Source organism: Acidobacteriota bacterium, assembly GCA_016184105.1.
Classification (GTDB): domain Bacteria; phylum Acidobacteriota; class Vicinamibacteria; order Vicinamibacterales; family 2-12-FULL-66-21; genus JACPDI01.
The window spans coordinates 113,516-137,508 of the sequence record JACPDI010000027.1; the positions used below are offsets into that span (position 1 = coordinate 113,516).

The window sequence follows — 23,993 nt, forward strand, 5'->3', positions numbered from 1 at the left end:
CGACCTGCATGCCAACGCGAGCGGCGCAAAAGTGGCGGGTTCGGAGGACTTCGCGGTCACGGCACCCCCTGCGGCACCTCAAGTCCGCGCGCCCGCCGACTTTCGTCTGCCATCAGGCCGCGCCGCGGCGGAGGAGGACGACCTTGACCGTCTTCAGCATGATGAACAGGTCGAGCGCGAGGGAGGTGTTCTTGATGTAGTACAGGTCGTACTGGAGTTTCTGCAGCGCGTCCTCGACGCTGGCGCCGTACGAGTACGACACCTGCGCCCACCCCGTCACCCCCGGCTTGACGACGTGTCGCTGGCCGTAAAACGGGATGTCCCTCGTCAGCGTCCCGACGAACTCGGGCCGCTCGGGGCGCGGGCCGACGAAGCTCATCTCGCCCACGAGCACGTTCCAGAGCTGCGGCAGTTCGTCCACGCGGGTGAGCCGCATCCACCGGCCCACGCGCGTGACGCGGTCGTCGTCGGGGCGGGCCCAGACGGCCCCCGAGGCGGCCTCCGCATCCACGCGCATCGAACGGAACTTGTGGACGGTGAACACGACGCCGTTCTGGCCGACGCGCTGCTGATGGTAGAAGACAGGGCCGCGCGACGTCGCGCGGATCGCGATGGCCGCGGCCGCCATCAGCGGCAGCGCGAGCAGCAGCCCGAAGAGGGACGCCGCCACGTCGAACGCGCGTTTGAGGTGAAGGACCAGGCGCTTGTTGTGGAAGCCGTCGGCAAACAGGAGCCAGCTCGGACGCAGGTTCTCGACCGCGATCTTTCCGGTGTACTTCTCGTAGAGGGACGCGAGATGATCGAACGCGACGCCGCGCAGCTTCATGTCGAGCAGGCGGTCCATCGGCAGCCTGCCGCGCGCATCCGCGAGGCTGATGACCACCCGATCGACGACCGCGTTCCGCACGATGTCCGGGATGTCGTCGATCGTCCCGATGACGCCGGGGTTGAACAGGCGCGTGCCGACCAGGGCGGGGTCGCTGTCGACGAAGCCGACGATCTCGACGCCCAGCTCGCGCCGCGAGTGCAGTTCCTTCGCCAGGCTGACCGCGGCGGCGCCGGTGCCCACGAGCAGCACCCGCTCGCGCGGGCGGACACGCCCGACGAGCCACTCGAACGCGAGCCGCCATCCCGTGACGGCGGAAATCACGAACGTCACCGCGATCGCGAAGACGCCGCGCCCGATGATCAGATCGGGGAACCAGAAGTACAGCGTCGCCAGCACCAGCGACGTGACGCCCAGCGCCTGCACCGTGCGGACAAACAGCTCCCGCCGATCCGAGATGAGACGCAGGTCGTAGAGGTCCGAGAAGTACAGGCACACCTGGCAGATGAACGCGATCACCAGCCCCTTGGCCAGCGCGTGCTCCTGCAGGATGACGATGCCGGCCCGCGAGCCCGACCGCACGTAGACCGCCAGGACGATCGCCCCGAGAATGAGCGCGGTCTCGAAGACCACGAGCGCGACAACCCGGGGGTTGGGACGCTGCACGTCAGCCTCTCGCGAGTCCGCGGCCGGATTGACTGTGCGCGAGGTAACTGGCGTAGTAGGACGCCCGGGGCGCCGCCTCCGCCGCACGGTTCAGGACGACGCCCACGATCCGCCCGCGCCCCACGGTATCGATGGTGCGGCGGACGAGCGTGTAGGGCGTCGCCGCCGCCTGCACGACGAGCACGATCCCGTCGACCATCGCCGCGAGCAGCGCCGCATCCGTGATGAGCGTCACCGGCGGCGTGTCGATGATCACCCATTCGAACGTCTCCCGCGCTTCGTCGATGACCGTGCGCATGCGGCCCGACGTGAGCGCGCTCATCGGATCGGGGTTCGGGGCGCCGGCCGCGAGCAGGGACAGCATCGGCGAGATCGGCGTGATCGTCAGCTTCTGCTCGGTGTCGCTGTTCAGCCCTTCGCTCAGGCCCGCCACGTTGGGCAGCGCGAACAGCTCGTGCAGCGTCGGCCGGCGCAAGTCGGCGTCGATCAGCAGCACCCGCCGCCGGTAGGACTCACTGAGCGTGAGCGCCAGGTTGGTCGCCGTCAGCGTCTTCCCCTCGCCGGGCTGGGCGCTGGCCACCATCAGGACCCGCGTGCCCTTCTGGGTCTGGGCGTGGTGGAGCGTCGCGCCAAGCCGGCGGAACTGCTCCAGGGAGGCGCTGGGGATCCTGGAGGAGATCACCACCTTGTCGAGGAGCGGGTCGGCAAGGCGGGACAGAAGCTGCCCCGCTCCCGCCTCCAGCGGGGGCGGTGGCGGCGGCGCGACGCGCTCGAAATTCCAGGGCGGCGGCTCGGCGCCGCCGGGAGGCGGCGCGGGCGGGCGGCCCGCGCGGGTCAATGCGTCCTCGATTCGGCTCATGGCAGTCTCAGAAGAAGGTAAAGCGCCGGCGCGTCGTGAAGTGCGCGAACAGTTCCGTCGTCGGCCGGGATTCTCCGGCGGCGACCGCCGCGGGGGCGGACGCCGCGCGCGCGCCCCCTGGAAAATCGAGGTCGCGGCAGACCTCCAGCACGATCTCCTTGCCGACGGGCCGCTGGTCCGCGGCGAACCCGGAGATGAGCGCGCTGTCGCAGATGACGCTGATGGTCCTGGGAATCCCGCGCGAGCGTTCGTACACCGCCATCACCGCCTCGCGTGAGAACACCTGCCCGCTGTCCCCTCCCGCCACCCGGATCCGTGTGGTGATGTACGCCGCGGTCTCGCGCAGGTCGAGGGGTTGCAGGCTGCAGCGCAGCGAGACGCGCTGCTTCAACTGCCGCAGCGAATCGTCGTTCAGGCGCCCGGCAAGTTCCGGCTGGCCGATCAGCACGACGGGCAGGAGCTTCATCGTCGGCGTCTCCATGTTGCTGAGGAGGCGCACTTCCTCGAGCAGCGCGTGCGGCAGGCTCTGCGCCTCGTCGATCAACAGGGCCGAGAGCAGCCCGGCCGCCGCGCGCTCCACCAGCAGCGCCTCGAGCTGCATCAGGAGCCGGACCTTCGACCCGTTGACCGCTGCGGACAACCCGAAGACGCTCGCGAGAAAGCCGTAGAAGTCCTGGCGCGTGAGCGTGGGGTTCGTCAGGTACGCGATGCAGCTCCCTTCGGGCTGCCGCTGAAGCGCCGCCCGCACGATCGTGCTCTTGCCGGTTCCCGCGTCCCCGAGCAGGAGAGAGACGCCCTTGCGCGCGCTCAAGGCGTACTCGACCAGCGTCAGCGCCTCACGGTGACGGGGCGTCAGAAACAGGAACCGGGGGTTCGTCGTCAGATCGAACGGGCGTTCGCGGAGGCCGAAGAACGATTCGTACATCAGGCCCTCTACGGCTGCTGGAGCAAGCGCCACACGAGGGCGCTGCCCGCCACGAGCATGACCACGGCGGTTCCCGATAACAGCGCCAGGCGGCGCCGGCGCAGCCGCCGCTTCTCGCGCGCGGTCCACATCGTCGGGACGACCGCCACGACCGGCAGCCCGAGCACCCTGAGCACGTCGTCTTCGTTGCGGATGCTGTTGTCGCGGTATTCCAGCAGGATCCCGATGCCGAGCCCGAGGCCGATGCCGACCAGTGCCCCAAGAACGTTGAGCAGGGGACGATTCGGCGACGCAGGCCTCTCGGGCAGGCGCGCGGCATCGAGCAGCCGGAACTGCTCGCCGATCTGCCGCCGTTCGAGGTTTGCGGAGATCTTCGCCTCCTCGTTCTTCGACAGGAGCGAGGTGTAGAGATTCTGGAGCGTGTCGTAGTCGCGCGTGAGCGCCACGAGTTCCGCCTCGCGCGTGGGTGAGGCGTCCACGCGGCGCTGGTGCAGCTCAATCAGGCGCCGGAGCCGCAGCTCCTCGGCCGCCTTGCGTTCCAGCTCGCGCTGCAGGCTGTCCGCCTCGGCGCGCAGTTCGGCGGCGCGGTTCCGCTGCACGGCCTCGGCAGGGGTGAGCGCCCGGGCGGGCGTGCCGTCGCCGAGCGGCGCGCGCGCCGCTTCCCGCTCCACCGCCGCCTCGAGTTCCCGCACGCGCCTGGCCTGCCGCACCACGTCCGGGTGCTCGGCGGTCAACCGCGCCTGCAAACTGGTCATCGTCCGGCGCGCCGCCTCGAGCTGCTCGGCGGGGGTTGCGATCGGCCCGCCGTCGCTCTCGTCCCCCTCGCCGTCCCGCCCGCGCCGCGCGCTCGCCTGCACGATGGTCTGCGAGGCGACATCCGCGATCTCCCGCTGGATCACGAGCCGGCGGTCGCGATCGCGGGCCGCCGCCTCTGCGAGGTTCTGCAGTTGTACCTGCGCGTGCTGGATCGCCTGGAGGTTCCCCTGCTGCTGCGTCGGCAGCTCCCCCGCGTAACGGCGCCGGTACTCCTCCAGTTTCTCCTCGTGCGTGACCAGACGGCGGCGCGCCTCCTCGAGCTGGCTTTCCAGGAACTGGTTCGTGCCCTCGGCGAGGATCTCGCGATCGCGGAGGTTCTCCTCGATGAAGAGCGACCCGAGCCGCTCGGTCACCTTCATGGCGAGGAGCGCGGTCGGGGCGTCATAGCTCACCGAGAACGACGCGCCGTCGTCGCGACGCCCCCTCCCGTTGTCGATCCGGATGTCGATGTCCCTGCGCATGCGTTCCAGGATGTCCTCGGTCAGCGCCGTCTTGCGTTCCTCGGCGTACAGATCGAAATCGGCGATGATCTTCTCGAGGCGCGTCCGGCTGAGAATCTGCTGCGAAATCGTCTGCAGCCGGTCCTCGAGGCGGGTGGTCACGGTGGACCGGACGTAGTTCTCGGGGACGCGCTGCGGCACGACGAGAATCACGGCTCTTGCCGAGTACACGTCGGGAAGGAGCGACGTCACGATCGGCGTTCCAAGCGCGACGAGCACGGCGGGAACCGCGACCGCCAGCCACCGGCGGCGCAGGGTGCCGATGATCTCCTCGGGCGTGTAGCTTCGTCCTGGCAGCATGTCAGCGTCCGTTGTCGAGGAAGGGCACCCAGAGGCTCACGCCCGCCTGCGCGGTCGGCCGGTTCAACACGCGTGCGAGACCCGGAGGCAGCCCGGCGTTGTCCTGAAACTCGTAGTAGAAGTACCCGCCGCGCACGAACAGCGCGACGTGGGAGCCCACCGACCATCGCAGGCGCGCGGTGGCCATCGCGAGGTCGAACGGATTGCTCCGCACCGCCAGCCCGATCTCGCCCACCGCGTACCGCGCGGACAGCGCGACATCGAGGCGCCGCGTCAGCAGGCCCGACACGTTGAACGTCGCCGAGTCGGCAAATGCGGGCTGTTCGAAACCCTCGAGGAACAGCACCCGGCGTGAATAGCCCCCCTCGGCCGCCCACGATCGCCTGAACTCCCGGCGGATCGTCGCTTCGCCGATCGCCCGCAGCGAGGTGCCGTGCTCGCGCCGAAGGATGGCCGACCCCGTGTGGAACGCGAGCGTCGTACGGCGCGTGAACGACAACGCGCGGTGGTAGTCGATCCCGACGTTGAGGTCGTGGCTGTCGGTGCGCTCCGCGATGTCGAGGCGATCGAGCCGCCGCAGGGCGTAGCCGATCACCAGCTGCGTGTGCGCGCTCAGATGGCGGGCGATTTGCGCGCCGACGCGGCGCATGTCGTGGCGCGCACCTTCCTCCGCGTCGGACCGCCGCTGCTGTACGAACGCCGTGAGCCGGGTCAGCGGCGTCACGTCGTACGCAGCCTCGAGGGCGCCCATGCGGCTGACGACGCGATGCCGCGTGAGGGCGAGGCTCTCGATGGGCGTGACGTCCACCCCGGCGTCCAGGCCGAGCCCCGTGCCCGGATCCTCGGGGAGCAGTCCGGCCAGGCGGAGCGGGGTGTCCCGATAGGCGCCAAGCGCGCGCAGCTTCAGGCGCGCGCCCAGGCCCGCTTCGAACCAGGCGAGGCCCGTCACGCCCGGCTTGATCGGCTCGTCTGCGCCGCGATACTTCCGAAGTTCGGCGCGCGTGAAGCCGCCGAAGGAGATGGAATCGCCGCGCCGCCCGAACGTGACGCTTTCGTCGGCGACGAAGTATATCGAGCGCGGCGCGGTGCCGGCCGCAGCCGGCTCCCGCCGGCCGTCGTACGCGGCAAACAGCGTGGACCACCAGTCGAGGGTGACCTCGCGCGCCGTCTGGCTCCGGCCCGGGCCGAAAAGGCTCTGCGCCGCCCGCTGTCCGGGCGCGCTGCTCTGGGCCGCCGCCTGGACGGCGAACAGCACCAGCGCCGCAGTGCCCGAGGCGAGGCGAACGCGGCGCGCCCCGCGATGTGCGGTCATGGCACGATCACCGTGTCCCCGGGCTTCAGCTCGACGTTCTGACGGAGGTTGCGCCCTTTGAGCACGTCCTTGTAGTTGAACCGCCTCGCGGTCTGGCGCCCCGCCGCCGCACGCATCACGACGATGTGCGATGACTTGGCGTATTCCTTCAGCCCGCCCGCGGTCGCGATGAGCTGCACGACGGTTGTCGGGCCGGTGAGCGGGTACGCGCCCGGCTTTTCCACCTGACCGGTGATGAACACCTTGCGGCTGTTGATCTGTTTGACCACCACGGTCGGCGTCGGATCGGTGAGGTATCGCTTCGCCGCCTGCGCCAGCCGATCGCGCAGTTCCACCGGCGTCAACCCGGCGGCCACCACGTCGTTCAGCAGCGGCAGTGCGATCTTGCCGTCGGGCCGGACCACCACTTCGGCCGACATGTCGCTCTCTTTCCAGAAAACGATGGCCAGCAGATCGTCAGGGCCGATCACGTAATCGGGCGGCAGCGGCGGCGTCCCGACCGGCGGCTCGGCGGCGACGGCCGGCCGCGTCTCGCCGATCGTCGGCTGGGCGCCCGCAACGCCCGGCGCGACGAGACCGCAGAACACGAAGGCAATGGCGGTGCTTCGCATGGCGTCCCCGCTTACCTGTAGGCCTTGAATGGCAGCTGGCAGTCGTGCTTCCGCAGGAAGTTCAGGAACTTCTTGTAGTCGCGGATGTCCATGTTGAACAGCTTCGCGACGATCTTGTAGTTGCCGCGGGTCTCCTCGAGCCCCTTCCGCACCAGGTCGCGCACGTTGTCCCGGGTGATCTCGCGGCGCATGTACAACGGGTAGACGACGCTCCAGAAACACTCCTGGTCCTGCACGAGGCGTTTGTAGAGATCGTCGGCCACGGTGCGCCGTCGTTCCTTGCGAGGCCGCATCTCCCCGCCGCGTCCCGCCTTGATCTCGGCCGGGATGTCATCGATGGTGAGCACCTCGCTCCGCCCGGTCACGACCATGCGCTCCACCGCGTTTTCCAGCTCCCGCACGTTCCCGGGCCAGGAGTACGCCGAGAAGGCCGACATCACCTCGGGCGACACCGCGCGGACCACGTGGCCGTTGCGCGACAGGGCGCGCTTGAGGAAGAAGTCGACGAGCGGCGGGATGTCTTCGCGGCGCTCGCGGAGCGGCGGCACCCAGAGGTTGATCACGTTCAGGCGGTAGAAGAGGTCTTCCCGGAAGGCGCCCTGCGCGATCATGTCGGCCAGGTTCCGGTTGGTCGCCGCGATCACCCGCACGTCGGCAACCGACACGCTGCGGTCGATGCCCACCTTCTGCAGCTCGCCCGTCTCGAGAAACCGGAGGAGCAGCCCCTGCATCCGGGGAGTCATCTCACCGACTTCGTCCAGGAAGATGGTGCCGCGGTCCGCCAGTTCGAGCTTGCCGGGCTTGTCGCGGTAGGCTCCGGTAAAGCTCCCCTTGACGTGGCCGAACAGTTCGGATTCGAGCAGCGTTTCCGGCAGGCCGGCGCAGTTGACGGCGACGAAGTTGCGCGCCGCCCGCGGGCTGCTCTGGTGCACCGCGCGCGCGACCAGTTCCTTGCCGACACCACTCTCACCCGTGATGAGGACCTTCGCGTCGGAACGCGCGATGCGCTCGATCTCCTCGTGGAGCTGGATCATCGCTTTGCTCGCGCCGACCAGCGGAGAAACAGCAACCCGCATGTGGTACTCCATGGCTTTCATCAATCAGCGCCCGGATTCCCCGTTTCGCGCCGGATCCCACGTTCGCACGTCGATCACCGGCGCCGTCTCGACACGTCCGCTCAGCCACGCCGTCAGCACGACCACGGCGGCCCCGGCGAGACGTCGCGTCGCCGACGTGAACCCCTCGGCCGACGAGCGCAGGTGCAGCACCGCACTGCGTCCGCCGACGAGCGCGAAAGGAATGGCCAGGTGGCCGTTCGACAGCACCGGCTCGTCCGGAACGGGCGTCATCGCCGGGTCCGGCTGCGCCGCCCCGATCGAGGCGAGTACCTGGACGGCATGTCCCCTTGCGCCTGCCGACAGCGCAAGCAGCGCCGCGTCGGCTCCAACCGCCGTCATCGTTTCGCGGAGCACCGCGCTTTCGACCTCGATCGGCACCGACGATCCCTGGACGGTGGCCGCCGACAGCCTCGCCTGCAGGGCGCGCGACTGCGTGTCCACGAACTGCTCGAGCACGCGCCCGGCAAGCCTCGCGAGAAACGCGAACGCCTGTTCAACGTCGGAATCGAGCGTCCCGGCCAGGGCGAGCAGCCAGTCGGGAGGGTCGGTCAGCCCGACCGGAATCAGCAGCAGCTCGCCCCGAGGGTTGCTCCATCCGAGGCGCTGCAGGTCCGGCACCGAGGAGATCCACAGCGGTGGTCCGGCGGCGCTCAGCAGGGTGTCCTGCATTTCCGAGGGGGCCGCGCCGGGGTCGCCGCCCGGCAGGCGGCTGTACAGGGCGTACGTGCCTGCGAGGGTACGCCGATAAACCCTGGCGTCCAGGTCGTGCCAGACGGCCGCGGACTGGAGCAGCAGGTCGAACAGCTCCTCCTCGGTTTCCGCCTGATGCAGATGCGCCGCCAGCCGGCTCGAGGCGGCGAGCCGCTGCATCTTCTCCTGCTGCGCGCGGCTGCGGTCCGCCGCGTCGATCTCCGATTCGATGGCGCTCCGGAGCGCGTGCGCCATCTGCTCGGTCTGCATCTCCCCCCCGGCTTCGTCCCACGGACCGAGCCCGGTGCGGGGTTGCGCGACGAGCAGCAGCCCTTCGACGTGCCCGCGCGAACGCAGCGGAAACACGCCGAGCCAGTAGCGGGAACCCAGGAAACGCCCGTCGCGTCCCGCGGCCAGTATGGCTTTGGCGCTTTGCCGGCCGAGGATTTCCTTGAGCTCATCGAGCAGGCCCGGCCAGCGCTGCTCGTCGATCGGCAGCGTCGGTGCCAGGCCCTGGTCGAGCATCTCCACGGCGACGTCCGCCGAGGCACGCAGTTGCATCAGCAACTGCCAGAAGGCCGGAGAGAAGGCGCCAGGGACGTCCAACGTCAGATCTCCCGAATCCGTTCAGGAGGCAGCGTGTAAAACATGAGTGTGCCGCCCGTCGTGCAAAGACGCCGCCAGCCGGCGCTCGCATAAATCCCTTCAGGGATGACTTTTCATGCCGCGATCTCCCTGGAGGCAGACTATCCCCGCCGGTCCGATCACCGCGGCGGGGAACTTAGTCGCGGACTTGGAAGACTTAAATCGCGAATCCGGCGACCCCGCCCTATGGCTGGCCGCCGGTAAAACAGGTCATAGTAGGGGGGCGTCATCCATCTCACCCAGGAGGAACCTCCATGCGCCGACCTTTCAGGCCGGCGGCCGTCACTGCGCTCGCACTGGCCGTCGCCACGTTCGCCGCCAGACCCGCTTCCGGGGGTCCCGGGGCGACACCTGACGTGCTGCCCTTCCGGGCCACGGCAACAACGCTCGCCAACGGGTTGAAGGTGATTGTCGTCCCCACCGGCTTCCCCAACATCGTCAGCATCCAGATCCCGGTCCAGACCGGTTCGCGCAACGAGGTGGAACCGGGCAAATCCGGGTTTGCGCACTTCTTCGAGCACCTGATGTTCCGCGGCACGCCGAACACGCCGCCCGAGAAATACCGGCAGATCATGGTGGAGGCGGGAGCGCGCGAGAACGCCAGCACGGGCGACGACTTCACGCGCTATTACGCGACGTTCGCGAAAGAGGATCTGGCCACGATGGTCGCGCTCTACGCCGACCTGTTTCAGAACCTGTCGTACGTGGAGCCTGACTTCAAGACCGAGGCGCGCGCGATCCTCGGCGAGTACAACAAGAACAGCGCCGAGCCCTTGCAGAAGCTGCTCGAGGTCCAGCGCGAGCGCTATTACCAGTCCCACACCTACAAGCACACCCCGATGGGCTTCATCAAAGACATCGAGAACATGCCGAATGAGTACGCGTACTCGAAGCTGTTCTTCGAGCGGTGGTATCGCCCGCAGTACACGACCGTGATCGTCGCGGGCGATGTGACGCCCGAACAGGTCCTGCCGCTCGTCGAAAAGCACTGGGGCGGCTGGAAGGGGGGCGCCGTCACGCCGGCCGACATCCCGAAGGAGCCGCCGGCGGCGGCCGCGCAGTACGTCCACGTGCCATGGCCGTCCGAGACGCTGCCCTGGGTCACGGTCGGCTTCCTGGGCCCCGCGTTCGACGAGCACGGGAAGGACACCGCCGCGATGGACATGATCGGGGCGCTGTATTTCGGGCCGACCTCAGACCTGTACAAGCGGCTCGTCGTCAGCGAGCAGAAGGTGGACGCCCTCATCGCGGACACGCCCACCGGCGTGGACGCCTCGCTCTTCACCGTGCTTGCGCGGGTGAAGAACGCGGCCGACGCGGTGTACGTCCGGGATCAGATCCTCGCCACCATCGCCGGGGCGCGCGCGACGCCCATGCCGGCCGAGCGGCTGGCTGACGCGAAGTCCTCCAACAAGTACGCCTTCGCGCGGTCGCTCGACAGCACCGAGCGCATTGCGGCGGTGGTGTCGTCGTACGCGCCGTACCGCCGCTCGTTCGACACGGTCAACAACTACTACCGCACGCTCGACGCGCTCACGCCCGCCGACCTGCAGGCCGCCGCAGGAAAGTACTTCGTGGACAACAGCCTGATCGTCACGACGCTCTCGAACGACGCCCTGCCGGCCGGCATCGGCCTGGCGCTGGCGGTCCCCGCGGCGAAGCCGGCGCCCGCTTCGGGCGCCACGGAGCCGAAGCGCGCGATCGCGCCGATCACGGTCGCGGCAGATGCAGGGGCGGGTGCTCGCATCCCGCTTGTGCAGCAGACGTCCCCCTTGCCGCAGCTCAATGTGAAGCTGCTGTTTGGCGCCGGCTCCGCCCACGACCCCGCCGGGAAGGAAGGGCTGGCGGCGCTCACCGCGGCGATGATCACCGAGGCGGGCTCGAAGTCCATGACGGTTGATGAAATCGAGGCCGCCCTGTACCCGATGGCCGGCTCGTTCGACGCGCGCGTGGACAAGGAGATGTCCACGCTCACCGCGGTCATCCACAAGGACAATTGGCGGACCTTCCTCGCCATCGTGCTTCCGCAGCTGCTCGAACCGGGCCTTCGCGGGGAGGACTTCACGCGGCTGAAGGAGGCGCAGCTCAACGCGCTCACCCAGAACCTGCGCTCGAACAACGAGGAGGAACTCGGGAAGGAACAACTGCAGATCGATATCTTCACGGGCACGCCGTACGCGCACGTCTCGCTTGGCACGGTCGCCGGCCTCAACGCCATCACGCTCGACGACGTGAAACGGTTCGCCCGCCAGGTGTACACGCGGGCGAATCTCACCCTCGGCATCAGCGGCGACGTCCCGCGCGAGATGCTGCGGACGGTGCAGGCGCAGCTTGCGAGGCTGCCCGAGGGGCCGGCGGCGCCGCGCGCGGCGGTGCGGGCGAAGCCGCTCGCCGGAATCAGCGTGAACATCCTGGAAAAGGACACGCGGGCGACGGCGATCTCGCTCGGGTTCCCGATCGAGGTCACGCGCGCCCATCCCGATTTCGCGGCGCTCTCGGTCGCGCGGGTGTGGCTCGGCGAGCACCGCGCCTCGTCGGGGAGGCTGTACCAGCGCATCCGCAACGTGCGCGGGATGAACTATGGCGATTACGCCTACATCGAGGCGTTCCCGCGCGGGATGTTCCAGTTCTTCCCCGACCCGAACATCGCGCGCCAGCAGCAGATCTTCGAGATCTGGATCCGCCCGGTGGTGCCGGTGAACGGCCACATGGCGCTGCGTATTGCCATCCACGAGCTGCAGCGCCTGATCGACGGCGGCCTGTCTGGCGCGGAGTTCGAGTCCACGCGCGGGTACCTGATGAAAAACGTCTATGTCATGACCGCGCGACAGGACCAGCAGCTCGGCTACGCGCTCGACTCGAAGTGGTACGGCATCGGTGAGTTCACCGCCCACATGCGCGGCGCGCTCGAGACACTCACCGTGGACCAGGTCAACGCGGCGATCAGGAAGCACCTGACCGCCAGGAATCTCGCGATCGTCTGTATCACCAGGGATGCGGAGGGATTGAAGCAGGCGCTCGTGTCCGACGCCTTCTCGCCGATCGCGTACGATGCCGAGAAGCCGCAGGAGCTGCTTGCTGAGGACAAGGTCATCGGCGCGATGAAACTGAACATCGCCCCGGAAAGGGTGTGGATCACGCCGTTCTCGGAGGCGTTCGCCAAATAGCCAGTTCTGCCGGACGGTTCTGCCGGAAACCGTCCGGCAGAACCATCCGGCAGAACCTCGTTACATCGCCCCGCTCACCCCGATGGGCGGCACCTTACCGGCCGTGCTCTGATTGAACGCGGGCACGTCCTTCTCGACGAGCACCGTGAAGTCCGCTCGGGCCTTCGCGAGGTCCCTCTCAATCAGGTCGAGCACGGCCACTTGTGCATCGGTGGGCCGGTAGTCTGCGCCCCCCGCTTCATCGCCGGCGCCCGACCCCACGGCGCCGCTCAGCCACAGCAGGTTCAGGTAGATCTTGTAGGCCTCGACGAACCACTTGTCGTCGCTGTGCAGGTCCGAGCGCGACAGGAGCTGCAGCTCGACGCCCAGCATGCGCTTGTCGAGGGCCGCGAGCGCCCGCTCCACGTCCGCGGCCTTGCCCTTGTTCGCGGCGAGCTGGTCCTCGATCTGCTTCCGCATGATCTCGATCTCGTTCGCCATCCTCGCGGTCTCGTCGAGATCGTTCCGGATGCGGATCTGCGTCCGCGCGGACGCCAGGAGATCCTCGGCGCTCGACGTGATGAGGGGATCCTTGAGCAGCTCCAGCGGCTGCGTGAGGACCTGGCCGTTCACCGTGAGCCGCACCGAGTACTGCCCGGGCGTGGCGAGCGGCCCCTGCCGCTGGGGATTCTGGATCCCCCAGTGCGTGACCGGCCGCGTCTTCTGGTTGCGGAACCGCGGTTCATCCCAGATGTTCGGGTTGTCCGGCGCGAGGGTGCGCAGCTCCACCTGTCGCGCCGCCTCGTAGCGGCCGTCCCACGTGATGCGGTTCACGCCGGCCCGCGGCGCCTGCTGCAGCGTCCGCACCACGGTTCCCGACGCGTCGAGGATTTCGATCTTCGCGGGCTGCTGCGGGGGTGCCTGCACCGAGTACAGGATGTCTGCCCGGCCCGCCCTCGCGAACCGCCAGCCGGGTCGCGGCACGTACAAGTGCGCGGCGGCCGTCTTGTCCACCGTGTCCGCCTGCTCCAGCCGCGTGATGTCGGGCAGGATGTAAAGTCCGCGCCCGTACGTGGAGACGACGACGTCGTGGTGCTGCTTCTGCACGGCAATCCACGTCACCGGCGCGGGCGGCAGCCCTTCCTTGAATTGCGCCCACGTCGCGCCGTCGTCGGTCGAGTAGTAGAACGCGTTGCCCGTGCCCGCGAACAGCATGCCCCGGCGGTTCGGATTCTCGGCGACCGACAGCACGTAGGCGAGCGGATGATTCTTCGGCAGGCCGTCGCTGATCTTCGTCCACGTCTTCCCGAAATCCGTCGTCTTGAAGATGAACGGATCGCGGTTGTCCATGATGTGGTAGCTGACGGCGATGTACGCCGTGCCCGCGTCGAAGCGGGACGGCGCGATCTGCGCGATCGTGCCCCACTCCGGCATGCCGGTGACGTTCTTCGTGAGATCGTTCCAGGTCCTGCCGGCGTCGCGCGTGTTCCAGACCTTGCCGTCGTTCGTGCCGGCCCAGATCAGCCCCTGCTGCAGCGGCGAGGGGGCGATCGCGAAGACCACCTCACCGGCAAACTGGCCGAGGTTGTCACCGATGATCCCGCCCGACGAGACGATCCGCTTCGGATCCTTCGTGGACAGGTCCGGGCTGATCTCGGCCCAGGTCTGCCCGGCGTTCGTCGTGCGGAAGATCACCTGGCAGCCGTAGTAGACCGTGTTGTGGTCGAACGGATCGATGGCGACCGGCGCCGTCCAGTGGCAGCGGTATTTCGAGTCGGTCGGCGGCGAGTCGAAGGTGATCATCCACGGCGCCACCGAGCGTGCGGTGCCGCGCCGCGCGTCGTACCGCGAGAGCTTGTTCCCGTAGCACGATGCCCAGACGACGTCGGGGTTTTCGGGATCGGGAATCGTGAACCCGGATTCGCAGCCCCCCAGGTACGTATCCCAGGGGATGGCGCCAGGCATGACGTTGCCCGGCACTTCACCACCCGCACCGAAGAACCCGCCGCCGCCGGGCCCGCCGGTGCGAGGCATCAGGCCGTACGACGGCACGTTCGGCACCAGCACGGGCGAGGTGCTCGCGCCGCGCATCGTGCCGTCGTCCTGGCGGTTGCTGTAGATCCAGTACGGCGCGCGGTTGTCGGCCGCGACGTGGTACATCTGGCCGATCGGCAGCACCACGCTGTTGAACGTGCGCCCGTGGTCGGCGGTGATCCCCATGCCGCCGTCGCCGGTGACCACGTAGTGATCGCCGTTGCGGGCATCCCACCAGATGTCATGGCAGTCACCGCAGCCGCCTCCCTGCGTGAAGGTGGCGCCGCCGTCGGTCGATCGCCACAGCGTGCTGCTCGCGACCATCACTTCGTTCTCATCGGCCGGCGACACGCCGAGGCGGATGTAATACCCGGCTCGCCCGATGAGGCGCCGGTCGCGGCTCACGAGGGTCCACGCGCTCCCGCCATCGTCCGAGCGCCAGAGCGACCCTTGCGTCGCGGTCTGAATGAGCGCGAACACGCGCCTGGAGTTGGTGGGCGCGAACGCGACGTCGATCTTCCCGAGCGGCGGTTTCGGCAGCCCGTCGTGCAGGACCTTCTCCCAGGTGCTCCCGCCATCGCGCGAGCGATAGATGGCGCTGCCCGGCCCGCCGCTGAACATGCCCCAGGTGTGCATCACGACCTGCCACGTGCCGGCAACGAGGATGTCCGGGTTCTCCGGATCCATCGCGAGGCCGGAACATCCCGTGTCCCGGTCCACGAAGAGCACGCGCTCCCAGCTCTCGCCGCCGTTCTTCGTGCGGAAGACGCCGCGCTCTTCCTGGGGGCCGGTGGTTCGCCCCAGCGCGCAGGCGTACACGATGTCGGGATTCGTCGGGTGGACCACAATGCGGCCGATGCGGCCGGTCTCGCGGAGCCCCATGTTCTTCCAGGCTGCGCCCGCATGGTCGGACTTGTAGATGCCGTCGCCCATCACGTCGCTGGGCCGGATGGCCCACGCTTCGCCGGTGCCGGCCCACACGATATTCGGGTTGGACGGCGCGATCGCGAGCGCGCCGATGGCGGAGGCCGACTGCTCGTCAAAGATCGGCTCGAAGGTGCGCCCCCCGTCGACCGACTTCCAGACGCCGCCGGACGCCGCGCCGGCGTAATAGATTGACCGGTTGCCGGGAACCGCGACGACCGCGGAAATGCGCCCCGCGCTCGGCGGGCCCATGTACCGGAATTTCAGCGGCTCGGCAGACGGGTTCTGTTCCTGCGGGGCGCCGCCGCGCGGCTGCGCGGTGGCGGCGCCGTTCAGGCAAGTGAAGAGGAAACAGGCAAGAGGTAAAACGACGCGTGAACGGGAAATAAACGGCATCAGACGAAATCCTCCCAGCGCGGGGAGTATACCGTCACCCGTGGGCCGGCGCGACCGCCCGATGCCGTCCCTCCCCGGACACTTCCGCTTCCTGGAACTCACCCAGCGAGATCGGCACGGCCACCTTCAGCATGAGGGTGAAGACGAGGAAGCCGACCGCGAACACGCCCGCGGCGACCCGCAGCTCGGCGAGCGTGGGATAGTAGACGTAGATCTCGCCCAGGGTGTCGGGCGTCAGTCCCGGGATGATCAGGCCCATGCCCTTTTCGATGTAGACGCCCGCGTAGGTGGCCACGCACCCCACGTTCAGCGTCACCCAGTTGCGGCGGGTGGCGGGCACGATGAAGAGCACGAACGCGACGGCGTTCAACACCAGCGCCGCCCAGGCGTACGGCACGAGCGTGCGGTGCTCGCCCAGGCCCTCGTACCAGTAGCGGGTGAACAGCAGGTGCTCGGTGTCGGAGTAGTACTCCTTGAACGCCTCCGCGCCGTGGAGGAACAGGTTGAGGAACATCGCGTACGCCATCAGCTCGGCGATCTTCCAGATCGCCTCGTTCTTCAGCTCGAACGACGTGAAACGCCTGAGCAGCTGGAGGACGATCAGCAGGATCGCCGGCCCGGAGCAGAAGGCGGAGGCCAGGAACTGCGGCGCGAGGATGGACGAGTTCCAGTAGGGCCGTGCGGCAAGACCGTTGTACAGGAACGCCGTGACCGTATGGATGCCGACGGCCATTGGGATCGACAGCAGCACCAGCGGCACGACGAACCGCGTGCTGTAGTGGCGCCCCGTGTACGCGCGGTACAGGATGTGCGTGACGACGACGAAGTTCACGACGAAGTACAGGTTGAGCACCAGGACGTCCCACGCCAGCAGCGAGCTCGGGAAATTGAGGTGCCCCAGCAGCGGGGCGAGGTGCCAGACGCGATCGGGACGGCCCACGTCCACGAACACGAACAGGCCGCACATGACGATCGCGCTGACCGCGAGCAGCTCGCCGTAGATGACGATCTCGCGGATCGGCCTCCACCCGTAGACGTAGGCCGGGATCACGAGCACCACGGCGGCGGCGGCGACGCCGACCAGGAACGTGAAGTTCCCGATGTAGAACCCCCAGCTCACCTGGTCGCGCATCGCGGTCACGCCGAGTCCCCGCGTCACCTGATCCGCATAGGCGAGGAGGCCCGAGGCAATCAGCGCGAGCAGCAGGGACACCCACGCCCAGTACCCTGCGTTGCCGCGCATGACGAGCCGCGCGCTGGAAATCACGAACCGAAGGAACCGGCTGAAACGGGCCACGGGACTCACGGACACCTCACGTTCCGTAGAAGTAGAAGAACTTCGGCATGGTGTTCAGTTCTTCCTTCAGCACCAGCACGCGCTTGTGCTCGATGATGTAGCGGATCTCGCTCTCGGGATCGAGCAGGTTCCCGAACTTGCGGGCGCCGACCGGGCACGCCTCGACGCACGCCGGGTACCGCCCCTTGCGCACGCGCTGGATGCAGAACGTGCACTTCTCCACCACGCCGCGCGGCCGCGGGCGGTTGCCCAGGTAGTGCATCGCCGGGTTGACCTGTTCGTTCGGGATGCCGGCGTCCGACCAGTTGAAGTGGCGCGCGCCGTACGGGCACGCCGCCATGCAGCAGCGGCAGCCGATGCACCAGTCGTAGTCGATGACGACGATCCCGTCCTTCTCGGCCCACGTCGCGCCCACCGGGCAGACCTTGGTGCACGGAGGATTGCGGCACTGCTGGCACGCGACCGGCACGTAGAAGTGACCGTCCTGCGGCACTTCCTTGGCGTCGTAGTACGCGTCGGCGTGCGCGAAATCGATCCCGCGCTCCTTGTCCATCGACAGCACGCGGATCCAGTGCACCTGCGGGTCGCGCGACTGGTTGTTCTCGTCGACGCACGCGTACACGCAGCGCCGGCAGCCGATGCAGCGCGAGATGTCGAGGGCGTAGGCGAACACCACGCCGTCGGCCGCCGGCGTGTCTGAGACCGTGACCGCCTTGCCGTAGGTCTTCGAGTACTCACGCTCGAGATCGTCCAGCATGCTGCGCAGCCGCGCCTTCGGCACCTCGCGCAGCCGGCGCGGGCCGCACGCGGTCAGCAGGAACCCGGCCGCGGCCGCCGCGGTACAGGAGGCGAACTGCCGGCGAGTGACAGGGTGTGGTGTGTCGGACGACATCGTGTCTCCCATGGTCGGTAGCCAGTGGTCAGTGGTCAGTGGCCAGTGGCCAGTGGTCAGTGGCCAGGGGTCAGTGACTCCTGACTCCCGTCGATCTGCTCGGCCGCCTCGGCGCCGGCTTCGGCTCGAGCGCGCGGAACCGCGGCTCGTGCGGGTTGTGGCAGTGCGCGCACAACAGGTATTCCTTCTGCCCGTTCCATTGCCCCACGCGGCGGCCGTGCACGCCGGCGCGCCAGTCGCGGTACTTCTCACCGTGGCACTGCCCGCACAGGCGGTACGACTCCGAGAAGGGGACCCCCTCTCCGCTCGCCAGGTGCAGCTGGTCGCGGTTGTCGGCGTCGTGGCAGTCGAGGCACCAGCGGTGCGTCTCGTCGTGCTTCAGCACGATGTCCACGTGCATGTCGGTCAGCTCGCGGCGCGTCCGGTTCGGCGGCATGTCCTTGTTGTGACACTCCGAGCACGGAAAGATGCCGTCGGAAAACGGCGGCGGCGGCACCTGGATGCGCGCGCCGGGGGCAGCCTGCGCCGGCCGCCGCTCCTCCTGCGGCGGTCGAACGCCGGCCGCGCCGTAGCCGGACGCGAGCGCGCCTGCGATGAACACGAGGACGAATGGGACTCTACGCATAGGCCGATTTCACGAAACGCTGCATCTCCCGCATCCACATCGCCTGGAAGATCTCGAGGCGCTGGCCGATGATGAACGCCACGTTGCGGGCCACGACGTAGCCGACCTCGGGATGGCTCTCGAAATGCCGGAACAGCGCGACGCGCGGGAGCGCGAGCACCTCCGTCTCGACGAGCGCGGTCGCCGTCAGCGTGAAGCGGTGCGGCGGCGTCAGCGCGGACCAGCCGAGCGCCTGGCCGGTGCCGCGTTCCTCGATCAGCACGTTCTCCTCGCGGTCGAGCACCCGCATCGGCAGCGTCAGCGCGACGCGCCCCCGCTCGATGGTGAAGAGCCGGTCGGCATCGGTGCCCAGCTTGAACAGCACGTTCCCCTGCACGAGCGTGGTGCGGAACCCGATCTTCTCGATCTCCTCGGCCTCGCTGTCCTGCAGCCCGGCGAGCAGCTCTGTCTGAGTTCTCGTCATGCCGGCCCCCTTCAGTGCACCAGGCGCGAGACGGTCGGACTGTGCAGCGACTCGGCGGTCGGCGCGCGGAGGAACGATTCGGCCGCCGCCTGCTCGAGGCGGACGTGCCGCTCGATTTCGAGGAGCAGCGCCTCGGCCGGCACCCGCCCGACGCCCGCTTCCTGCTGATCGCCGAAGAAGCGCGGCGGCACGAGCACCGGGCGGTCCACCGCAGGCTCGCCCTCCCGGGGCTCCTGCCGCGTCGCCGCCGCGAACAACACCGCGCTGACTGTGACACCGAGCAGGCTGAGGGCCAGCGCCATCAGAAACATTTCCATGCTTCCCCCTTTTCGTGCGCACGGCACGTGCGGCGTGCATGAGCAGGTTTCATGCCCGTGCGGCTGAGATGGAAAACCCCGCAATTCCAGGGGCCCGTGATGAATGGAGGCCGCGGGATCTGCCACTCCGTCAGGACGCGCCTGACGTTTCGTCAGATTGACGCCGCCGCGGGAGTCTGCCACTATGCCTGCATTCCACGTTTCAGCAGCACGAATGCGGGCCCTGCCCGGACAGCGCCGCACATCGAGCCGGCGATCGCGTCACGAGCGGGCCGCCGAGGATCGACCGTGCCACGCCTGACGAGCATGACGGCGGCTCTCGCGATCGGCATCACCGCCGCGGTGGCCGTGGCCTGCGCCGTCGGCGCCTACTTCTACTCGGTCCATCATTTCGACGCGCTGCTCGAGAACGAGCGTGCGACGGCGCTCGCGCAGGGGGAATTGATGCGCGCCGCGCTCGAGCACCAGATGATCGAGAACGACCGCACGCTCATCGCCACGCTGATCAGGACCTTCGGCGAGGAAAAGCGCGTGCGCAACGTCATGCTGCTCGATCGCACCGGCGTGCTCCGGTACGCGAGCCGCCCGCCCGGCCCGGCCGCCGACCTGCGAATCGATTCCCCCACGTGCCAGGCCTGTCACCAGCTGCCGCCCGAGCAGCGCGGGTCCAGCCGGGTGATCGAGACGAGCGACGGAACCCTGCTGCGCACCGTCATTCCGATCCACAACCGGGCGGCGTGCTACCAGTGCCACGACCGGTCGCGGCGGATCAACGGCATCATGATCCTGGACATGGACACCGGCGCGCTGCGCGAGACGATGAACGCCGAGCTGCGATGGATGGTGGCGGCCAGCGGCGGCCTGGCGCTCCTGCTCATCGCCGTCATCGCCCTGGTGGTGCGCCTCGTCGTGCTGCGCCGCCTGCAGCGGTTCGAGATCACCGCGCGGCAGATTGCACGCGGCGACCTCGAGCGCCGGGTTCCGGCGGACGGCTCCGACACGATTTCGTGGCTCGCGAGCGAGTTCAACACGATGGCCGATTCGATGAGCGGCCTGCTCGGCGAAGTCCGCACCGAGCGCGAGCGCGTGGAAACGGTCATCAACAGCATCGACGACGGCATCGTCGTGCTGGACACGAATCGCAAGGTGGTGGCGGCCAACGACGCGTTCCTCGCGCGGACGGGACACGGCCGGCACGAGGTGCTCGGCTGTTGCTGCCGCGATTTCGCGCCGGGCGCGTGCACCGCCGCCGACTGCCCCACACTGGCGACCCTGCAGAGCAGCGAGCGGCAGGTGCGCATCTGCGAGCGGCGCGCCGCCGACGGGTCCGTCAGATGGGAGGAGGTCCACGCGTCTCCCATTCGCGGGCCGGCGGGGACCGTCGTGCAGGTCGTCGAGGTCTGGCGCGACATCTCCGACCGTCGCGCCGCCGAGGCGCGGCTGGCCGAGTCGCATCGCCTCGCATCGCTCGGCGTCCTGGCGTCCGGCTTTTCGCACGAGCTGAACACCCCGCTCGGCACCGTCCTCACGTGCGTCGAGGGCATCCTGCGCGACGCGCAGACGCAGCCGGACGGGCCCGAGTGGGCCCGCGTGGGCGATACGGCGCGGATCGCCCGCGAGCAGCTGCTGCGTTGCCGCGGCATCACGCAGCATTTCCTGCGGATGTCGCGCGGCCAGCGATCGTCGATCGGCGTGGTCGATCTGCACGAGGCCGCCGCCGTCGCCGCGCGGCTGATCGAGCCGACAGCGCGGCGTCACCACGTGGCGGTCGCCGTCGAGTCGCCGGGCGCCGCGCCGCGCGTGCGTGCCGACGAAGCGGAGCTGCAGCACACCCTCATCAACGTGCTCCTGAACGCCGTGCAGGCGTGCGCGTCTGGCGGCCGCGTCGTGGTGACGGTCGGCGGCGGCGGCGCGCCCCGCGTGAGCGTGCGCGACGATGGCTGCGGCATCGCGCCCGAGCACCAGAAGCGGATCTTCGAGCCGTTCTTCAGCCTGCGCGAGGGCGGCACCGGCCTCGGGCTGTTCCTGTCGCTGAATTTCGTGCGCGGCTGGGGGGGTGACATCCGCGTGACGAGCACCCCGGGCGAGGGCTCCTCCTTCGACATCCTGTTCCCCGCGGCGTCAGCCGCGGCCTTCCGTTCCGCGTCGTGAAGCCCGCCGCGTCGATCCTCCTCGTGGACGATGACGATCCGTTCCGGACCGTTCTCGCCGGCGAGCTCGAGCGCCTCGGCTTCGCGGTGTCGGGCGCGGCATCCGGGGCCGAAGCGCTGGCGCGCGCGGCGGATCGCGAGCCCGAGGTCGTGCTGCTGGATCTGCGGCTGCCCGACATGGACGGCCTCGAGGTGCTGACCGCCCTGCGCGAGAAGAGCCCGTCGAGCGACGTCATCATGCTCACGGGACACGGATCGATCGATACCGCCATCGAGGCCATCAGGCTCGGCGCCTTCGACTACGTCGCGAAGCCGTGCCCGCTCGGCGAGCTGGAGATGCGCATCCAGCGCGCGATCGAGCGGCAGGGCCTCCGCCGGCGCAACAGCCTGCTCGAGCGGGCGCTGACGCCCGCCGACGTCGGCGGCAATTTCGTCGGCGAGACCCCCGAGTTCCGGCGGCTGCTCGAGATGATCGGCCGGGTGGCCGCGACAAGCTCCACGGTGCTGGTCACCGGCGAGACCGGGTCGGGCAAAGAGGTCGCGGCCAAGCTGCTGCACGCGCGCAGCGCGCGCCGCGATCGGCCCTTCGTCGTGGTCGAGTGCGCGGCCCTCCAGGAAAGCCTGCTGCAGAGCGAGCTGTTCGGGCACGAGCGCGGCGCCTTCACCGGCGCCGACCGCGCCAAGCCGGGGCTGTTCGAGGTGGCGCACGGCGGCACGATCTTCCTCGACGAGATCGGCGAGGTCAGCCAGGCCACGCAGGTGAAGCTGCTGCGCGTGCTGGACACGTCCACCTTCCGCCACGTCGGAGGCACGGCGGAGATCCACGTGGACGTGCGGGTGATTGCCGCGACCAACCGCGACCTGCGGGCAATGGTGCAGCAGAACCTGTTTCGCGAGGACCTGTTCTACCGGCTGAGCACGATCACCCTGCACGTGCCCCCGCTGCGCGAGCGGCGCGCCGACATTCCGCTGCTCGCCGGGCACTTCGCCAGCATGTTGAACGAACGGTTCGGCTCGCGCAGGCGGCTGGGCGACGCCGCCCTGCGCGCGCTCGAGCGGCATGACTGGCCCGGAAACGTCCGCGAGCTGCTGCACGTCGTGGAGTCCGCCATGGTGGTCAGCGACGACAACGAGGTGCGGCCCGAGCATCTGCCCGCGTCGGTGCGGCACCGCACCGTGCAGCCTGCGGCGCCGGCGGCCGGGACGCCGCCGCCGACGCTGCAGGCGCTCGAGCGCGCCCACATCGAGGCGGTGCTCCGGGGCACCGAGGGGCACCGCGGCAACGCCGCGAAGATCCTCGGGATCAGCGAACGCAACTTGTACCGCAAGCTCAAGGAATACGATCTCCTGTAAGATCGGGGTTTCAGCCCGCTTTCCCCATGGACTTCCGCGCCTCGATTGCCGTGGTCACGCGCAGCGAGAGGATGAACGCCATCCTTTCGCGCATCGACACCATCGCGCAGTCGGATACCTCGGTGCTGCTCGTGGGCGAAACCGGCGTCGGCAAGGAGCTGTTTGCCGACTACATCCACCGCACCAGCCCCCGCGCCAGCCGCCCCCTGATCAAGATCGCGCTCTCCGCGATGCCGCACGATCTGCTGGAGGCGGAGCTGTTCGGGCACGAGCGCGGCGCATTCACCAGCGCGCACGCGGAGAAGCCCGGGTTGTTCGAGCTGGCCGACACGGGCACGCTGTTCCTCGATGACATCGACGACGTGCCGCCCGCGGTGCAGGCCAAGCTGCTGCGGGTCCTCGAATCGCGCCAGGTGATGCGGGTCGGCGGACGCGAGACGCTGCCGATCGACGTGCGGTTGATCTCCGCGTCGAAGGTCGACCTCAAGGAGCTGGTCTCGCGGCAGCTGTTCCGGGCGGACCTCTACTACCGGATCAACGTGTGCCCCGTGGACATTCCGCCGCTGCGCGAGCGGCGCGAGGACGTCCCGCTCCTCATGCAGCACTTCCTCAAGCGCTTCGTCCCCGATCGCACGTTCGCGATCTCCGAGGCCGCCGAGCGGATGCTGCTCGCCTACAACTGGCCGGGCAACGTGCGCGAGTTGAGGAACGTTGCGCAGCAGATCGCGTTGTTCGCCAACGGCACCGTGGAGCCGAAGCACCTCCCCGCGGAGCTCCGCGACGGCCATCCCGTCGAGTTGCTCGTGCGCGCCTGCACGCGTTGCCTCGTCGATGCCTCCCTCTCCTACAACGACGTCGTCCTCTGTCTGGAGACGAACATGCTCCGCCAGGCGCTCGCCGAAAGCGGCGGCAACCGGACGCAGGCGGCCAGGATGCTCGGCCTCAGCCTCTCGACCCTGCGCGACAAGCTGAAGAAGTTCGGCCTCGAGCAGGGGCCGGAAGTCGATCGGCGCGTGTGACTGCGGATTTCCGCGCGCTCTCCTGCGGTTTTCCGCACCCGCGGATTTCCGGCACCACGCTTTTCCCCCATTTCCTCTGAATTCCCGCTGGCACGGCCCGTGCCATGCC

At 68.8% G+C, this 23,993-nt stretch carries 18 protein-coding genes; 4 read left to right on the plus strand and 14 right to left on the minus strand.

Going from position 1 to position 23,993, the window contains the following annotated elements; genetic code table 11:
• Positions 1-112: 112 nt before the first annotated feature.
• From HYU53_10140 to HYU53_10175, 8 genes are read right to left on the minus strand one after another with little or no spacing between them, the layout of a single operon-like run.
• The gene (locus tag HYU53_10140) at positions 113-1,492 is read right to left on the minus strand and encodes a TIGR03013 family PEP-CTERM/XrtA system glycosyltransferase (GenBank protein ID MBI2221554.1); all 1,380 of its coding nucleotides are present in this window, start codon (positions 1,490-1,492) and stop codon (positions 113-115) included.
• Between the two features lies 1 nt (position 1,493).
• Positions 1,494-2,351: a CpsD/CapB family tyrosine-protein kinase gene (locus HYU53_10145; GenBank protein ID MBI2221555.1), complete on the minus strand. Its 858-nt coding sequence runs from the start codon at positions 2,349-2,351 to the stop codon at positions 1,494-1,496.
• Positions 2,352-2,358: 7 nt separating this feature from the next.
• Positions 2,359-3,276, minus strand: a complete 918-nt coding sequence (locus HYU53_10150) for an AAA family ATPase (GenBank protein MBI2221556.1) — start codon at positions 3,274-3,276, stop codon at positions 2,359-2,361.
• Between the two features lie 8 nt (positions 3,277-3,284).
• Complete coding sequence (locus HYU53_10155) at positions 3,285-4,892, minus strand: hypothetical protein (GenBank protein MBI2221557.1); 1,608 nt, start codon at positions 4,890-4,892, stop codon at positions 3,285-3,287.
• 1 nt (position 4,893) lies between these two features.
• Positions 4,894-6,204, minus strand: coding sequence for a hypothetical protein (locus HYU53_10160; GenBank protein MBI2221558.1), 1,311 nt, complete (start codon positions 6,202-6,204; stop codon positions 4,894-4,896).
• A complete protein-coding gene (locus tag HYU53_10165) occupies positions 6,201-6,815 on the minus strand; it encodes a polysaccharide biosynthesis/export family protein (protein ID MBI2221559.1) in 615 nt (204 codons plus the stop codon). The genes HYU53_10160 and HYU53_10165 overlap by 4 nt, the downstream gene beginning before the upstream one ends.
• Before the next feature lie 11 nt (positions 6,816-6,826).
• Entirely contained in the window at positions 6,827-7,912 is a 1,086-nt protein-coding gene (locus HYU53_10170) for a sigma-54-dependent Fis family transcriptional regulator (GenBank protein MBI2221560.1), read from the minus strand.
• Positions 7,913-7,915: 3 nt separating this feature from the next.
• A complete protein-coding gene (locus HYU53_10175) occupies positions 7,916-9,184 on the minus strand; it encodes a hypothetical protein (GenBank protein MBI2221561.1) in 1,269 nt (422 codons plus the stop codon).
• A gap of 338 nt (positions 9,185-9,522) precedes the next feature.
• Here HYU53_10175 and HYU53_10180 point away from each other — a divergent pair, with 338 nt between their 5' ends.
• Positions 9,523-12,435 (plus strand): insulinase family protein, encoded by a 2,913-nt coding sequence (locus HYU53_10180; GenBank protein MBI2221562.1) that lies wholly within the window; start codon positions 9,523-9,525, stop codon positions 12,433-12,435.
• A gap of 60 nt (positions 12,436-12,495) precedes the next feature.
• Here the strand turns inward: HYU53_10180 and HYU53_10185 are convergent, their stop codons facing one another.
• From HYU53_10185 to HYU53_10210, 6 genes are all read right to left on the minus strand, one after another.
• Complete coding sequence (locus HYU53_10185) at positions 12,496-15,768, minus strand: sialidase (GenBank protein MBI2221563.1); 3,273 nt, start codon at positions 15,766-15,768, stop codon at positions 12,496-12,498.
• Between the two features lie 34 nt (positions 15,769-15,802).
• Entirely contained in the window at positions 15,803-17,011 is a 1,209-nt protein-coding gene (gene nrfD / locus HYU53_10190) for a polysulfide reductase NrfD (protein MBI2221564.1), read from the minus strand.
• A gap of 70 nt (positions 17,012-17,081) precedes the next feature.
• The gene (locus HYU53_10195) at positions 17,082-17,969 is read right to left on the minus strand and encodes a 4Fe-4S dicluster domain-containing protein (GenBank protein MBI2221565.1); all 888 of its coding nucleotides are present in this window, start codon (positions 17,967-17,969) and stop codon (positions 17,082-17,084) included.
• A gap of 58 nt (positions 17,970-18,027) precedes the next feature.
• Positions 18,028-18,582, minus strand: a complete 555-nt coding sequence (locus HYU53_10200; protein ID MBI2221566.1) for a hypothetical protein — start codon at positions 18,580-18,582, stop codon at positions 18,028-18,030.
• Entirely contained in the window at positions 18,575-19,045 is a 471-nt protein-coding gene (locus tag HYU53_10205; GenBank protein MBI2221567.1) for a cyclic nucleotide-binding domain-containing protein, read from the minus strand. Before HYU53_10205 ends, HYU53_10200 begins: the two co-directional genes overlap by 8 nt.
• Positions 19,046-19,056: 11 nt before the next feature.
• Positions 19,057-19,362, minus strand: coding sequence for a hypothetical protein (locus tag HYU53_10210; GenBank protein ID MBI2221568.1), 306 nt, complete (start codon positions 19,360-19,362; stop codon positions 19,057-19,059).
• A gap of 288 nt (positions 19,363-19,650) precedes the next feature.
• Between HYU53_10210 and HYU53_10215 the strand changes: the two genes are divergently transcribed.
• The 3 genes from HYU53_10215 to HYU53_10225 are packed head-to-tail and all read left to right on the plus strand — an operon-like array spanning position 19,651 to position 23,884.
• Positions 19,651-21,513, plus strand: coding sequence for a PAS domain-containing protein (locus tag HYU53_10215; protein ID MBI2221569.1), 1,863 nt, complete (start codon positions 19,651-19,653; stop codon positions 21,511-21,513).
• Entirely contained in the window at positions 21,510-22,865 is a 1,356-nt protein-coding gene (locus HYU53_10220) for a sigma-54-dependent Fis family transcriptional regulator (protein ID MBI2221570.1), read from the plus strand. Before HYU53_10215 ends, HYU53_10220 begins: the two co-directional genes overlap by 4 nt.
• Before the next feature lie 26 nt (positions 22,866-22,891).
• The gene (locus HYU53_10225) at positions 22,892-23,884 is read left to right on the plus strand and encodes a sigma-54-dependent Fis family transcriptional regulator (protein MBI2221571.1); all 993 of its coding nucleotides are present in this window, start codon (positions 22,892-22,894) and stop codon (positions 23,882-23,884) included.
• Positions 23,885-23,993 lie beyond the last annotated feature (109 nt).

Bases quoted from the DNA above. Each gene is read 5' to 3' on its own strand.
- HYU53_10175 (MBI2221561.1), bottom strand. From the start codon at position 9,184: ATGCAACTGCGTGCCTCGGCGGACGTCGCCGTGGAGATGCTCGACCAG.
- HYU53_10155 (MBI2221557.1), bottom strand. From the start codon at position 4,892: ATGCTGCCAGGACGAAGCTACACGCCCGAGGAGATCATCGGCACCCTG.
- HYU53_10185 (MBI2221563.1), bottom strand. From the start codon at position 15,768: ATGCCGTTTATTTCCCGTTCACGCGTCGTTTTACCTCTTGCCTGTTTC.
- HYU53_10165 (MBI2221559.1), bottom strand. From the start codon at position 6,815: ATGCGAAGCACCGCCATTGCCTTCGTGTTCTGCGGTCTCGTCGCGCCG.
- HYU53_10210 (MBI2221568.1), bottom strand. From the start codon at position 19,362: ATGGAAATGTTTCTGATGGCGCTGGCCCTCAGCCTGCTCGGTGTCACA.
- HYU53_10180 (MBI2221562.1), top strand. From the start codon at position 9,523: ATGCGCCGACCTTTCAGGCCGGCGGCCGTCACTGCGCTCGCACTGGCC.
- HYU53_10160 (MBI2221558.1), bottom strand. From the start codon at position 6,204: ATGACCGCACATCGCGGGGCGCGCCGCGTTCGCCTCGCCTCGGGCACT.
- nrfD (MBI2221564.1), bottom strand. From the start codon at position 17,011: ATGCGCGGCAACGCAGGGTACTGGGCGTGGGTGTCCCTGCTGCTCGCG.
- HYU53_10145 (MBI2221555.1), bottom strand. From the start codon at position 2,351: ATGAGCCGAATCGAGGACGCATTGACCCGCGCGGGCCGCCCGCCCGCG.
- HYU53_10195 (MBI2221565.1), bottom strand. From the start codon at position 17,969: ATGGGAGACACGATGTCGTCCGACACACCACACCCTGTCACTCGCCGG.
- HYU53_10170 (MBI2221560.1), bottom strand. From the start codon at position 7,912: ATGAAAGCCATGGAGTACCACATGCGGGTTGCTGTTTCTCCGCTGGTC.
- HYU53_10200 (MBI2221566.1), bottom strand. From the start codon at position 18,582: ATGCGTAGAGTCCCATTCGTCCTCGTGTTCATCGCAGGCGCGCTCGCG.
- HYU53_10225 (MBI2221571.1), top strand. From the start codon at position 22,892: ATGGACTTCCGCGCCTCGATTGCCGTGGTCACGCGCAGCGAGAGGATG.
- HYU53_10205 (MBI2221567.1), bottom strand. From the start codon at position 19,045: ATGACGAGAACTCAGACAGAGCTGCTCGCCGGGCTGCAGGACAGCGAG.
- HYU53_10150 (MBI2221556.1), bottom strand. From the start codon at position 3,276: ATGTACGAATCGTTCTTCGGCCTCCGCGAACGCCCGTTCGATCTGACG.